Genomic DNA, 13,491 nt, shown 5'->3' with positions numbered 1-13,491 from the left:
GTCAGACCGCGATCAATGCCGCAGCGACGGCGCGCTGCTCGGCGAGCATGATATTGAAGGTGCGTACCGCCGCGCCGGTGCTCATCGGATCGGAGGAGATGCCACGCGATTTCAGCGCCAGTTTCAATTCCTCGGGCAGACGGCGAAGCTCGGTTCCGGTGCCGACAAGCAGAACCTCGATCTCGTCAGCCTCATCGAGCACACGCCGAAAATTTTCAGGCGACAGCGGTTTCGACATATCCATGTCCCAACCGTGAATGCCGGAGGGAAGACAAAGGATCGAGCCGCGATGAGACATATCGGCAAAGCGGAACCCGCCATTGCCGTAGCTATCGATCGGCGCGCGCCCGGGGAAATGCGCGGCGCGGATTTCTATGCCTTTTGCCATGTTTTCAAACCACCGTGCCGGATTTTACACCAACATCCGTCTTGTTGCTCTCTTCCCCGTCGGGAGCCTCCGGGCGTAGCCGAAAGACGATCAACACGGGAGCGGCGATATAGATTGAAGAGAAGGTGCCGAGAGCGACGCCGAAGAGCATCATAAAGGTGAAGGAGCGGATGACATCGCCCCCGAAAAGATAGAGCGCGAGCAAGGCGAGCAGCGTCGTCGCGGCGGTCAGAATGGTGCGCGACAGCGTCTGATTGATCGAAGCATCGATCAGGATCGGCAGCGGCATCTTCCTGTATCGCTTCAGATTCTCGCGCATTCGGTCATAGACCACGACCGTGTCGTTCAGGGAGTAACCGACGATGGTCAGCACCGCGGCAATGCTCGTCAGGTTGAATTCTATGCCGGTAAGGACGAAGAGACCGAGCATGATGATGACATCGTGCAGCGTTGCGACTATGGCGCCGACCGCAAACTGCCATTCGAAGCGGATCCAGATGTAGATGAGGATCGCCGCAAGCGCTGCAAGCACGCCGAGCGTCGCCATCATCGTCAATTCGCCGGAGATGGCGGGGCCGACGACCTCGACGCGGCGAAAGTCATAATCCTCCTGGAGCTCGCCGCGCACCAGCGTCGCCGCGGATTGTTCGGCATTTTCGCCGCCGCCTTGGGACGCGATGCTGATCCGCGCATTCGACGGCCCGCCCGTGCGCTCCACACGCACCTCGCCTAGATTGAGATCGTTGAGGCGTGATTGAAGATCGGCGAGGTCGGCATTGCCCTGCTTCGCCGTCGCCTCGATGAGCGAGCCACCGGTGAAATCGATGCCGAGACGCAGGCCGGCGGTAGCAAAGGCGGCCATGGCAATCAGCGAGATGACCGCTGACGCCGTAAAGACATAACGGCGGATTCCCATGAAACGGATATTGGCGTGTTCGAAGAGATCGGTCAGAACGCTCTTCGGCAGATGCCGGGGATGGCGGCCTTTCAGCCAGCCGGCGACGATCGAGCGCGTCAGCGTGAAGGCCGTGAAGACTGTCGTCAGGATGCCGACCGCAAGCGTCACCGCGAAACCGCGGATGGATTCGCTGCCGAGGTAAAAAAGGATGATCGCGGCGATAAAGATCGTGACATTTGCGTCGACGATCGTTGCGAATGCGCGCGTGAAACCGCGGCCGACGGCCTCTGCGAAGGAATGGGTGGTTTTCTCCTCTTCACGGATGCGCTCGTAGATCAGAACGTTCGAGTCGACCGCCATGCCGACGATGAGCACGATGCCGGCAATCCCGGGCAAGGTGAGCGTCGCGCCGGCAAGGCTCAGCACCGCAACGATGAGAATCAGGTTGAAAAACAGCGAGACGACGGCGATGACGCCGAGAATGCGGTAGAGCGCGATCATCAGTGCTGCGACCAGCACGACGGCGACGAGGCCGGCAACAAGGCCACTGAAGATCGAATCAGCGCCAAATCTTGGGCTGACGCTGCGTTCCTCGACGCTCGTCAGCGTCGCCGGCAGGGCGCCGGCGCGCAGCATGATCGCAAGATCGCGGACGCCATCCTCGGAGAAGTTCGCCGAAATCGCGCCCTCGCCGCCAGTGATCGCCGCATCGATAACCGGTGACGACATCACCTGGTCGTCGAAGACGATGGCAAGGTGCTTGCCGATATTCTGCCCCGTCACCTCCGCCAGCCGCTGCGTGCCTTCGGCATCGAGGCGGTAAGTAATCGAGGTATCCTGCGTCTGTGGATCGACGACAGGCTCGATATCGACCATATTGCTGCCGGAGACGAAAGCCGTGCGGTCGACGAGATATGGGATCGGCGGATCATCAAGCGAATAGAGCACTTGCGATGTCGCGGGCCAACGGCCGTTCAGCGCCTCCTGCCCCGACATGCTTGCATCGATCAGATGAAAGGAAAGCTTGGCCGGCTGGTTGAGCAGGTTTTTCAGCCGTTCCGCATCGACCGATCCCAGCACCTGCACGACGATCCGGTCGGCGCCATCGGGGTGAACAAGGAAATTCGCATGGCCGAATCCAGCGATACGGCGGGCAACGATATCGAGCGATCGAGTCCGGGCGGAAGCGACGTCAGCTGTGATGCCGGCGTCGGAAATCTGCAGCGAGAGCTGTCCCTCCTCGCCCCGCCGCAGCGCCACCTCCGGCCCTAAACTGCCGGCAGTCGCCGTCAAAGGTGTCAGGAGATCAACCGCCTTCTGCGTCTCGGCCGGATCGGTGATGCGGACAGTAACGGTCTGGTCATTGCCGGTCAGCCCGGTATAGCGGATGCCGGCGCCACGCAGCGCATTGCGCACATTGGCGACCGCCTCTTCCAGGCGGTCCTTGACGACATCGGAACGCTCGACCTTCAGAACGATATGCGAGCCGCCCTGCAGATCGAGACCGAGCGTCACGCGGTCGTGACGCAACCAGCCCGGCAGAGCGGAACGCTGCTCCTCGCTCAGCAGATTGGGCGCAGCGATGACGATGGCCGCAAACGCGGCCAGCCAAATCAGAAGTGTTTTCCAGCGGGAAAAATGCAACATTCTCTCGACGATCTTCCGATCCGGCGGTCCTGCCGTTATCGCTCGTTACGCTGCGTCGGCCTTGACGGGTTCACCCTTGACCCGCACTTCAGAGATGCCGCTGCGGACGATGCGTACGCGAACGCCGTCGGCAATCTCGACTTCGACTTCCTTGTCGTCGACGACCTTGGTAACCTTGCCGACAAGACCGCCACCGGTGACGACCTGGTCGCCGCGACGGATCGCCTTCAGGGTCTCGTCACGCTTTTTTGCCTGCGCGCGCTGCGGCCTGATCAGCAGGAAGTACCAGACGACCATCAGCGGCACGAACAGGATGATCATTTCGAAACCGGAGCCACCGAAACCGGTTGCGGTGTCTGTCGCACTCTGGGCGAATGCCGGGGTGATGAACATGCTAAACTCCTCAGGCTTCACGGCGGAACACCGCCTCTTTTTTCAGGTTGCCGGACTATAGTTACGGCTTCGGTGAATGCAACAGAAACAGCCGGAAACAGTACCGATTCCGCTGCCTCATAACCTTTCCGGCGTCAAAACGCCATGCTACCCCGCAGCGAAAGATCAAAGCGGATTGCCGCAGCGAAAAACAGGAGGCCTGCGATGACCGAGGAAATCAACAATGCCCTGCTTGCCGAACTGAAACGGCTCGCCGATGCCCTCCAGCGTCTTGCCGGGCCGGCGCCTGCCCTCAACGACTGGGATGCTGCCGACTGTTTCGTCTGGGCGCCTCTGCGCCAGCATCTGCAGCCTGTGAAGAAGCCGAACCGGGTGGCGTTGAAGCTCATCCGCGGCGTCGATCATGTGCGCGACATTCTGCATGAGAATACGGTGCGTTTCGCCGAGGGTTATGCCGCCAACAATGTGCTGCTGTGGGGCGCACGCGGCATGGGAAAATCCTCGCTGGTCAAAGCCGTGCACGAGGATGTCAGCCGCGAAAGTGGTGTCTCGCTGAAACTGGTCGAAGTCCATCGCGAGGATATCTCCAGCCTTCCCAATCTGCTCGACCTCTTGAAGGACACGTCGTACCGCGTGATCGTCTTCTGCGACGATCTGTCCTTCGATCATGACGATACCGCCTACAAATCGCTGAAGGCAGCACTCGACGGCGGCGTCGAGGGGCGGCCGGACAATGTACTCTTCTATGCCACATCGAACCGGCGCCATCTCCTGCCGCGCCACATGATGGAAAACGAGCAGTCGACGGCGATCAATCCGTCGGAGACCGTGGAAGAGAAGGTTTCGCTGTCCGACCGCTTCGGCCTCTGGCTCGGCTTCCACAAATGCAGCCAGGAAGACTATCTCGGCATGATCGACGGCTATGCCGATCACTTCAAGCTCGGGCTCGAACGCGGCAAGATGCATGCCGAAGCGCTGGAATGGGCAACGACGCGCGGGGCGCGCTCCGGCCGTGTCGCCTGGCAGTATATTCAGGACTTGGCCGGACGCATGCGCGTTCACATCGACCGGGTCTAATTTAGAATGATATGCATTGAATGACAAAAGCCCGGCTGTTGCCGGGCTTTTCTCGTTTCCTGGTACGCTATACCTATTCCAGGAAAGTCATCGGGTTGACCGGGGATGCGTCCTTGCGCACCTCGAAATGGACCTGCGGCTGCTTGACGTCGCCGCTCATGCCGGAGACGGCGACGGTTTGGCCACGCTGGATCTTCTGGCCGCGAGCGACGCTCAAAGTATCGGCATTACCGTAGACGGTGACGGTGCCGTCGTCGTGACGGACGAGAACCGTGTTGCCGAGTTCCTTCAGGCCGTTGCCGGCATAAATGACGACGCCATTTTCGGCGGCCTTGATCGGCGTTCCCTGCGGAACCGAGATGTCGATGCCGTCATTGCGGTTGCCGTTGACGTTAGCGCCGTATGAAGCAATGACCTGACCGCGGACCGGCCAACGGTACTTGCCGATGCCGGTCGATTCCGGTGCGGCGGAGCTGACGTCAGATTTCTTTTCGACATCGTCGACCGTCTGGGTGGCGGCCGGCGCCTTGTAGGGCGCTGGCTGAACGGAGGCCGTCTGCTGGGCCGGCGCTGTCTGAGCCGGCTTCGGATCGACCTTCTCGGGCTGGATCGACGCCGTCTTGATATTGTCGGCAGTGCCGTTCGGGATCTTCAGGGCCTGGCCGATCCGGAGCGAGTTGGCCGAAAGTTTGTTGGCGGCCTTCAGATCGTCGATATTGCTACCGGTCGCCTTGGCGATCTTTGCCAGCGAATCGCCTTGCTTGACGACGTAGCTGCCGGCAGGCGCTTTCGGATCCTTGCCGGCGCCGGCCGGAAGCTTGCCGGTAGAATCGGCGCTCGCCATGGTCTTGTCGCGGGCGGAATTGGCGCCGGGAATGACGGCGACGTTCTGCTCAGGAGCCTTCACCGGTTCCGGCATCTTGCCGGGCCTGGAAAGATCGGCCGCCTGCGACGCCGCCTTGGCGGCATTGCCGCCATTGAAGGTCGGGATCAGGATCGCCTGGCCGGGCGCAGCGGCGGAAGCCGTCTTCAGGTTGTTGACCCGCAGGATTTCCTTTTCCGGAACACCGAAGCGCCTGGACAGCGTGGCAACACTTTCGCCCGGACGTAGCGTTACGGAAGGGGCATTGGTCCCGGACCAGCCTGAAACCTTCGGCGTCGTGCCCGTCGTCAGAGTATCGGGCGTCAGCTTCGGCGCAGCCGGGGCCACCAATCGGTTTTTTTCGGCCTGGGGCGCTGAAGGGAAAGGCTGGGCGAGCGCGACTTCCTTTTCCCGCTGGCGGGAAGGCGCAACAGCCGTCGGCGCAGCAAGCTCGGAACGCTGCACCGAGACCGGTGCGGAAGCCATGCGGGCGCTCGACGTGCGGACCGGATCATAACTGGGGCTCGACGGATAAGGCTGGCTCAGCGCACCATTGCCGCCGCCGTAGCCCGACTGGCTGGCAACGGCGGAGCCGCCGAGATCGGCGCGCGGCACCGGATCGCCCTGAGCACCACCCCTGCGCGGAATGGAACTGGTGGTGATCTGATCCTGCCCTGAGGAGGAAAACAAGCCGCCAAACCGTGTCACATCGGAACTGCAGCCTGTTGCGGCACTCGCCAACAGACCCACAACCAGAAGATTACCGGCCGACTTCCCGAACTTCGGCGAAAGACTGAAACGCATTGACTCGACCCACTGAGAACGCAACCATTTGTGAGTCTATTAAAACGCGTTAGTATTACCACGCGGTTAAGATGCTGGAATCAGTGCGGTATTTTTGAGAAGTTGATAACCATAGCTTACGGGTGAAAAATCGTAGAGCTTACAGCAGCGAGGCAAGGCGCGGAACGATCGGCAGATACGGGGCTTCGAACAGTTCTTCGCGTTCGAACCGGCTGCCGGTTTTCGTCAACCGCACCATGCGGCATTCGGTTTCGGAGATCATCAACGGCGCGATCATCGAGCCGCCGGAAACAAGCTGGTCAGTATAAAAGCGCGGCATCGCATTGAAGGCCGCCGTCACCAGGATGCGGTCGAAGGTGCCCTCTCCCTGCATGCCGGCACTACCGTCGGCGTGGCGGATGATAACGTTGCGCAGGCCAAGCGATTCCATGCGCCGCTGTGCCGCCGATGTCAGCGTCTTGTAGCGGTCGATGGACAGAACACGCTCAGCCATTCTGCCGATGACGGCGGCGGTAAAGCCGCTGCCGGTGCCGATTTCGAGGACGCGCTGTCCTGGTTTGACTTTGAGGTGATGCAGGATGCGGACGACAAAATCGATGCCTTCAAGGAAGGAGCCGCATTCGATCGGTATCGTCCGGCTCGAATAGGCATCATCGGAAAATTGCGGCGGCACGAAGAGCGAGCGCTGCGTCTGCTCGACCGCCGTCAGCAGATCGAGGTCGGAGATGCCTTCGGCACGCAATCTAAGGACGAGCGCCGCAAAGCCCTCTTTCTCGGCCAGTCTTGCCGTCAAACCTGTGCTCCGTATCCCAAGGCCCGCGCCACGCGGTCCGTCACGGAATAATCGGTCAGATCCAGTTTCAAAGGCGTTACCGAAATCTTGTTATGCTTCAGGGCATGAATATCCGTGCCTTCGATGAAGGCGCCGGCGCGTTCGCCGAACTTCAGCCAGTAATAGGGAAAGCCCCGGCCATCGGAGCGGGCGTCGACCTGCAGGTTGAAGGCGAGCTTGCCCTGCATGGTCACCTCGGCGCCATCGACCTCGTCGGGACCGCAGTTCGGGAAGTTGAGATTGAGAAACGTGCCCTGCGGCAGGTCCAGAACCATCAGCTTTTCCAGAAGGGCCGGCGCATGTGTCTCGCAGACCTCCCAAGGAACGATGCGCGCGCCGTCCTCATAGAGGTAGGCCTGGCTCAGCGCGAAGGAACGCACACCCTGCATCGTGCCTTCGATGGCGCCGGCGATAGTGCCGGAATAGGTTACGTCGTCTGCGACGTTCGAGCCCGAATTGACGCCGGAGAGAACGAGATCGGGCTTGATGTCCATCACCTGCCGGATGCCCATGATGACGCAATCGGTCGGCGTGCCGCGCAAGGCGAAATGCTTGTCGGAAATCTTGCGTAGCCGCAAAGGTTCCGACAGGCTCAACGAATGGGCAAGGCCGCTCTGATCAGTCTCGGGCGCCACGATCCAGACGTCGTCGGACAGCGTGCGGGCGATCCGCTCCAGCGCGGCCAAGCCTTCCGCGTGAATTCCGTCGTCATTCGTCAGCAGGATGCGCATCGCCTTCAGGCCGCCCGTTCGATTTTGGTCAATCCGCCCATATAGGGAAGCAAAACGTCCGGAATCGTGACGGACCCATCTTCGTTCAAATAATTTTCGAGAACGGCGATCAGGCAGCGGCCGACAGCGGTGCCGGAGCCGTTCAGCGTGTGGACGAACCTGTTGCTCTTGTCGTCCTTGTCGCGGTAGCGCGCGTTCATCCGGCGGGCCTGAAAATCGCCACAGACAGAGCAGGAGGAGATTTCGCGGAAGGCGTTCTGTCCCGGCAGCCAAACTTCGAGATCGTAGGTCTTGCGCGAGCCGAAGCCCATGTCGCCGGTGCAAAGCGTCATCGTGCGGAAATGCAGACCTAGGCGCTTCAGAACTTCTTCGGCGCAGGCCGTCATGCGCTCATGCTCGGCGATGGCGTTTTCGGCGTCGGTGATCGAGACGAGTTCGCATTTCCAGAACTGGTGCTGACGCAGCATGCCGCGCGTATCGCGGCCGGCCGAGCCCGCTTCCGAACGGAAGGACGGCGTCAAGGCGGTGAAGCGGAGCGGCAGCTTTTCCTGATCGAGGATTTCCTCGCGCACCAGATTGGTCAGCGTCACTTCGGCTGTCGGAATGAGATAACGACCGTCCGTCGTCTTGAAGAGATCCTCTTCGAACTTCGGCAGGTTGCCGGTGCCGAACAGGGCTTCAGCGCGCACCATTAGCGGCGAGCTGACTTCGGTATAACCGTGCTCACGGGTGTGGAGATCGATCATGAACTGGCCGAGCGCACGCTCGAGCCTGGCGAGCGACCCGGTCAGAACCGTGAAGCGCGAGCCGGAGAGCTTGGCGGCGCGCTCGAAATCCATATAGCCGAGCCCCTCGCCGATTTCGAAGTGCTCCTTCGGCGTATGGTTCCAGCGCGGCTTTTCGCCGACGACGCGGGTGACGACATTGTCGTGCTCGTCCTTGCCGACCGGAACATCGTCGAAAGGTATGTTGGGGATGCGAGAGAGCGCGTCGGCGAGTTCGGCCGTCAGTAGCCGGTCCTCCTCCTCGATCGCCGGCAGCAGGGTCTTCAATTCGGCGACCTCGGCCTTCAGCTTCTCGGCAAGCTCGCCATTCTTCTGGGACAGCGCCGCGCCGATCTCCTTGGAGGCGAGATTGCGGCGAGACAGCAAGTCCTGCGCTTTCTGCACGGCAGAGCGGCGCTTTTCATCGAGGGCGACGAGGCTTTGGGCCAGAGGCTCCGCGCCGCGCTTGGCAAGAGCGGCATTGAGCGCTTCGGGATTCTCACGGATCCATTTGATATCGAGCATCGTCGTTCCAGATCGTTTGCAACAGAAGTGACCCGGCCAAAGCCTGAGCGGGCTTCGACCGGATGAGACGGCGTTCATGAAAGGATTTCCGGATTGCCGCTCAGACGCTGTCCGTCTTGGCAACGTCCGCGGATTCGGTGTCCTTTTCGACCGCCTGCCGGGCACGCTGGCGCTCTACGAGTCGCGCCGCATGGATGGAAATCTCGTAGAGAAGGATCGTCGGTATCGCAAGGCCGATCTGGGACATCGGATCCGGTGGCGTCAACACGGCGGCGACGATGAAGGCAAGCACGATGGCGAACTTGCGCTTTTCGGCGAGCCATTGCGACGTCAGAAGTCCGACGCGGGCGAGCAGCGTGGTGACGACGGGAAGCTGGAAGACGAGGCCAAAGGAGAAGACAAGCGTCATGATCAGGCTCAGATATTCCGAGACCTTCGGCATCAGCGAGATCGCCACCTCGTCATGACCCGGCGCCTGCTGCATAGACAGGAAGAACCACATGACCATCGGCGTGAAGAAGAAATAGACGAGCGCGCCGCCCATCAGGAACAGGACCGGCGAGGCGATCAGGAACGGCAGGAAGGCCTGACGTTCGTTCTTGTAGAGGCCGGGCGCTACGAACTTGTAGACCTGGGCGGCAATGATCGGGAAAGCGACCACCAGTCCGCCGAACATCGCCACTTTGACCTGCGTGAAGAAGAATTCCTGTGGCGCGGTGTAGATCAGCTGGGCCTTCTCGACGTCGAGATGCGCCCATATTACGGCTGTCTTGTAGGGAATGACTAAGTAGTTGAAGAGATGCTTGGCAAAAAAGAAGCAGGCGATGAAGGCGATAAAAAACGCGCCGATCGACCAGATCAGCCGCGTGCGCAACTCCATCAGGTGCTCGATCAACGGCTGCGGCTTATCTTCGGACTCACCGCTCATGCCTCGTCCTTTTTCTTCATCTGTACCGGCGTCTTCGGCGTTGCAGGCTTCCTGACTGCCGTCGTGCGCTTCGGCTTTTCCACAGGCGCGGCAATGGCAAAGGCGGCCTTATCTGCGGCCTTGGCGCGTGGCTTGCGTACGGCCTTCGGCTTGGCGGCAACCGTTTCGGCCTGGACGATCGCTGCTGCGACGGGTTCAGGCTGCGCAGGCGCCGGCACCAACGGCGGCGTTTCCGGCAGGCTCATCGACGGCGTCGGGGCTGAGACCGCAGCAGGCGGCACCTCGGTCTTGTTTTCCGGGGCCACGGTCGCCTTCTGCAGGTCGGCCTTGATCTCGTTGCCCATCTGGCGAAGCGGATTCATCGCCTCGCGCAGGCTATTCACCGGGTTGAGCTTCTGAGCGTCGCTGAGCGTCTGGCGGACATCGTCAAGCTCTGCCTCGCGCAACGCTTCATCGAACTGCGCGCGGAAGTCACCCGCCACCTTGCGGGCGCGCTGCGTCATCTTGCCGAAAGCGCGCAGCATCGGCGGCAAATCCTTGGGACCGACGACCACGATCAGGACCACCGCGATGACCAAAAGCTCGGTCCAGCCAATATCGAACATGCAAGGCTCCTGGACGGGAAGCGCGGGGGCAGCGCCTTTTCCCGGACTTGGTTATTTCGTTTCGTCGGCCTTGTGATCGACGGTCTTTGCCGTTTCCGGCGCGTCCTCGTCCGTCATGCCCTTCTTGAAGCTCTTGATGCCCTTGGCAACGTCGCCCATCAGTTCCGGGATCTTGCCGCGACCGAACAACAACAGCACTATGACCAGAACGATCAACCAGTGCCACATGCTAAAAGAACCCATTACCCTAACTCCCTGTTTCGTTGTTCCCACGATGTAAGGATTTCAAACACCGTTTCCAACATCACGCCTTTTGAACTGCGCTTAATGTCACGGTATCGCCCTTTGTGACAAGCCATTGACCCGTCGAAAAGTGGCGGCCCCCATTGTTTTCGCCATGCATGGCAAAAGCAAGACGCAAGCCCCTCAATCTTCGGAGGCGCCGCGCGGCGCCAGCAACCCCAGTTCCTCGAGGTCCATCTGGGTTATCGGGTCCTCGTCCTCGGTCAGTTCGTCGTTCATCAACGGCGAGGGAATATTGAAATTCGCCGGAATCCGGCCTGACAGCAAGCCCGCTCCCTTCAATTCTTCGAGACCGGGCAGGTCACGCAGTTCCTCGAGACCGAAATGGTCGAGGAAATCGCGTGTCGTGCCCAGTGTCACTGGCCGGCCCGGCGTGCGCCGGCGGCCGCGAAACCGCACCCAGCCGGCTTCCATCAGCACGTCGAGCGTGCCGCGCGAGGTCTGAACGCCGCGGATATCCTCGATTTCGGCCCGGGTCACCGGCTGGTGATAGGCAATGATCGCCAGCACTTCCAGTGCGGCGCGCGACAGCTTCTTCACCTCGTTTTCATCGCGGCGGATGACAAAGGACAGATCGGCCGCGGTGCGGAAGGCCCAGGCGCCCTCGATCTGCACGAGGTTGACGCCGCGCGGCGCATATTGCGCTTTCAGACGCAGCATGATTGCGCGCACGTCAGCATTCTCAGCCAGACGCTCAGCCAGGAAGCTCTCGGAAACCGGCTGCGAGGAAGCGAAGACCAGCGCCTCGGCGATGCGCTCTGCCTCGATCTCCGCCTGCAAGTCGCGGCCCCTGCCTTCGAAATCGTCCTCGAAATCCTCATCACTCTTCGGATCGATCAAGCCGGCTGCTCCTGCTCCACCACCTGCAGCGTGGCGTGTTTGGGACCGCGGCGCATGTATAACGGCTGAAAGGCGCCGTCCTGGCGGATTTCCAACTTGCCCTCGCGCACCAGCTCTAGCGAGGCGGCAAAAGCGCTAGCGATCGCCGTGACGCGTTCCTCGGGCGCTGCGAGATAGCGCAGCAGATAATGCTCCATCGCTGTCCAGTCGCCGACCTCGCCGATCATCTGGGTCAGCAATTCGCGGGCATCTGTCAGCGACCAGACGCTGCGTCTCTCGATCGTCACATGGGTGACCGCATTGCGCTGGCGCAGCGCCGCATAGGCGGTCAACAGATCGTAGAGGCTGGCCGCATAAGCGGATTGCTGCCGGTCGGGAATATGCTCGGGCGCGCCGCGCATGAAGATGTCGCGGCCGAGACGGTTGCGGTTGACGAGGCCTTCCGCAGCCTGGCGCATGGCTTCGAGGCGTTTCAGCCGGAAGGCGAGCGTTGCCGCCAGTTCCTCGCCGGAAGGACCGTCATCCTTGGCCTGCTGGGGAATGAGCAGCCTCGACTTCAGAAAGGCGAGCCAGGCTGCCATGACGAGATAGTCGGCGGCAAGCTCGATGCGGATGCGCCGGGCGCTTTCGACGAACTGCAGATATTGCTCGGCAAGCGCCAGCACCGAAATGCGCGACAGATCAACCTTCTGGTTGCGGGCAAGATAGAGCAACAGGTCGAGCGGGCCTTCAAAGCCGGCGACATCGATCACCAACGCCGGCTCGTGGCTGGCGCGCTCGGCACCATTTTCCTGCCACAGCTTGTCCATCGGCGTTGCCGCCTGCGAACGCTCCGTGCCCTTGACCGTGTTCACCACCCTGCTCCTCTACAATCAGACCGTCGCAAACATCGCCTCGAATTCTGCCCTCAATTCCGCTTCGTCGGCGGCATCTGCTGCCGTGAAGCCCGCCTCCACCGCTTTTGCGCGGACAAGCGATTGACCGGCGATCTGCGGAACATTTGCCACGACCTCGCGCATCGCGTCCATATGGCCGTTGCAATGCAGCACGATATCGCATCCGCCTGCAATGATATTCGCCGCCCGTTGACCGATCGTGCCGGAAAGAGCATTCATCGAGCTGTCGTCGGAGAGCAGCAGACCGGTAAAGCCGATATGCTCGCGGATGATACCGTCGGTCACTTTGCGCGACGTTGTCGCCGGATTATCGGGATCGATGGCGGTGAAGACGACGTGGCAGGTCATCGCCATCAACTCGTCTTTCATCGCGACGAAGGGTGGGAAGTCATGGGCTTCCAACTCATCGCGCGAGACGGTGACGACAGGAAGTTCCAGATGTGAGTCCGCAAAGCCGCGGCCGTGGCCGGGAACATGCTTCATCACCGGCAACAGGCCGCCGGCCTTCAGCCCCTCGGCAGCCGCCCGGCCCATCGCGATGACGGTCTCGAGATCGCCGCCATAGGCGCGGTCGCCGATGACATTGCTGCTGCCCTCGACCGGCACATCGAGCACCGGCAGACAATCGACATCGATGCCGAGGCTCGAAAGGTCGAAGGCGTGCAGCCGCGACATCGCCCATGCGGCGCGCAGGCCGAGCCCTGGGTCGCGGCGATAGAGATCGCCGAGTTCCCGGCCTGAGGGATAACGCTTGAGAATGGGTGGCCGGATGCGCTGGACACGGCCGCCCTCCTGGTCGATCAGCACCGGTGCATGCCAGCCGACGCTGTCACGCAGTTCGGCGACAAGATCGGTAATCTGACCTGCCTCCGAGATGTTGCGCCCGAAGAGGATGAAGCCCCAGGGCCGTTCGCCCCGATAGAAGGCTTTCTCTTCGGATGTGAGGGAAAGGCCACTGCAGCCAAGGATCATCGCTTTTGATTCGGTCATTTGAGAAT

Annotated in this window: 14 protein-coding genes; 1 reads left to right on the top strand and 13 read right to left on the bottom strand. The window is 61.2% G+C overall.

The window, feature by feature from the left end:
• Position 1: 1 nt before the first annotated feature.
• The 3 genes from HJB82_RS03775 to yajC are packed head-to-tail and all read right to left on the bottom strand — an operon-like array spanning position 2 to position 3,326.
• Positions 2 to 388, bottom strand: coding sequence for an Mth938-like domain-containing protein (locus HJB82_RS03775; RefSeq protein WP_207583975.1), 387 nt, complete (start codon positions 386 to 388; stop codon positions 2 to 4).
• Between the two features lie 4 nt (positions 389 to 392).
• On the bottom strand, positions 393 to 2,933 hold the full coding sequence (secDF, locus tag HJB82_RS03770; protein WP_221116323.1) for a protein translocase subunit SecDF: 2,541 nt from the start codon (positions 2,931 to 2,933) through the stop codon (positions 393 to 395).
• A 45-nt stretch (positions 2,934 to 2,978) separates the two neighbouring features.
• Positions 2,979 to 3,326 (bottom strand): preprotein translocase subunit YajC, encoded by a 348-nt coding sequence (gene yajC / locus HJB82_RS03765; protein WP_007628493.1) that lies wholly within the window; start codon positions 3,324 to 3,326, stop codon positions 2,979 to 2,981.
• 204 nt (positions 3,327 to 3,530) lie between these two features.
• Between yajC and HJB82_RS03760 the strand changes: the two genes are divergently transcribed.
• Positions 3,531 to 4,403: an ATP-binding protein gene (locus tag HJB82_RS03760; protein WP_207583973.1), complete on the top strand. Its 873-nt coding sequence runs from the start codon at positions 3,531 to 3,533 to the stop codon at positions 4,401 to 4,403.
• Between the two features lie 73 nt (positions 4,404 to 4,476).
• Here HJB82_RS03760 and HJB82_RS03755 read toward each other — a convergent pair whose 3' ends face one another.
• From HJB82_RS03755 to nagZ, 10 genes are all read right to left on the bottom strand, one after another.
• Positions 4,477 to 6,069 (bottom strand): peptidoglycan DD-metalloendopeptidase family protein, encoded by a 1,593-nt coding sequence (locus tag HJB82_RS03755; RefSeq protein ID WP_207583972.1) that lies wholly within the window; start codon positions 6,067 to 6,069, stop codon positions 4,477 to 4,479.
• Between the two features lie 139 nt (positions 6,070 to 6,208).
• Positions 6,209 to 6,862, bottom strand: coding sequence for a protein-L-isoaspartate(D-aspartate) O-methyltransferase (locus HJB82_RS03750; protein ID WP_007628476.1), 654 nt, complete (start codon positions 6,860 to 6,862; stop codon positions 6,209 to 6,211).
• Positions 6,859 to 7,632, bottom strand: coding sequence for a 5'/3'-nucleotidase SurE (gene surE, locus HJB82_RS03745; RefSeq protein ID WP_207583971.1), 774 nt, complete (start codon positions 7,630 to 7,632; stop codon positions 6,859 to 6,861). Before surE ends, HJB82_RS03750 begins: the two co-directional genes overlap by 4 nt.
• A gap of 5 nt (positions 7,633 to 7,637) precedes the next feature.
• The gene (gene serS / locus HJB82_RS03740) at positions 7,638 to 8,921 is read right to left on the bottom strand and encodes a serine--tRNA ligase (protein WP_207583970.1); all 1,284 of its coding nucleotides are present in this window, start codon (positions 8,919 to 8,921) and stop codon (positions 7,638 to 7,640) included.
• 100 nt (positions 8,922 to 9,021) lie between these two features.
• Entirely contained in the window at positions 9,022 to 9,849 is an 828-nt protein-coding gene (tatC, locus tag HJB82_RS03735; RefSeq protein ID WP_207583969.1) for a twin-arginine translocase subunit TatC, read from the bottom strand.
• A complete protein-coding gene (gene tatB, locus HJB82_RS03730) occupies positions 9,846 to 10,454 on the bottom strand; it encodes a Sec-independent protein translocase protein TatB (protein ID WP_207583968.1) in 609 nt (202 codons plus the stop codon). Before tatB ends, tatC begins: the two co-directional genes overlap by 4 nt.
• 51 nt (positions 10,455 to 10,505) lie before the next feature.
• Entirely contained in the window at positions 10,506 to 10,697 is a 192-nt protein-coding gene (locus HJB82_RS03725) for a twin-arginine translocase TatA/TatE family subunit (RefSeq protein ID WP_064709192.1), read from the bottom strand.
• A 183-nt stretch (positions 10,698 to 10,880) separates the two neighbouring features.
• Positions 10,881 to 11,597, bottom strand: coding sequence for an SMC-Scp complex subunit ScpB (gene scpB, locus HJB82_RS03720; protein ID WP_207583967.1), 717 nt, complete (start codon positions 11,595 to 11,597; stop codon positions 10,881 to 10,883).
• Complete coding sequence (locus tag HJB82_RS03715; RefSeq protein ID WP_221116319.1) at positions 11,594 to 12,451, bottom strand: ScpA family protein; 858 nt, start codon at positions 12,449 to 12,451, stop codon at positions 11,594 to 11,596. The genes scpB and HJB82_RS03715 overlap by 4 nt, the downstream gene beginning before the upstream one ends.
• 18 nt (positions 12,452 to 12,469) lie before the next feature.
• The gene (gene nagZ, locus HJB82_RS03710) at positions 12,470 to 13,483 is read right to left on the bottom strand and encodes a beta-N-acetylhexosaminidase (protein ID WP_221139597.1); all 1,014 of its coding nucleotides are present in this window, start codon (positions 13,481 to 13,483) and stop codon (positions 12,470 to 12,472) included.
• Positions 13,484 to 13,491: the final 8 nt, after the last annotated feature.

Origin of the sequence: Rhizobium sp. NZLR10 (assembly GCF_019685125.1) — a bacterium.
In the GTDB taxonomy this organism is placed as follows: Bacteria; Pseudomonadota; Alphaproteobacteria; order Rhizobiales; family Rhizobiaceae; genus Rhizobium.
The sequence above is the reverse complement of the archived record's forward strand: the minus strand, read 5'-3'. Positions and strand labels throughout refer to the sequence as shown.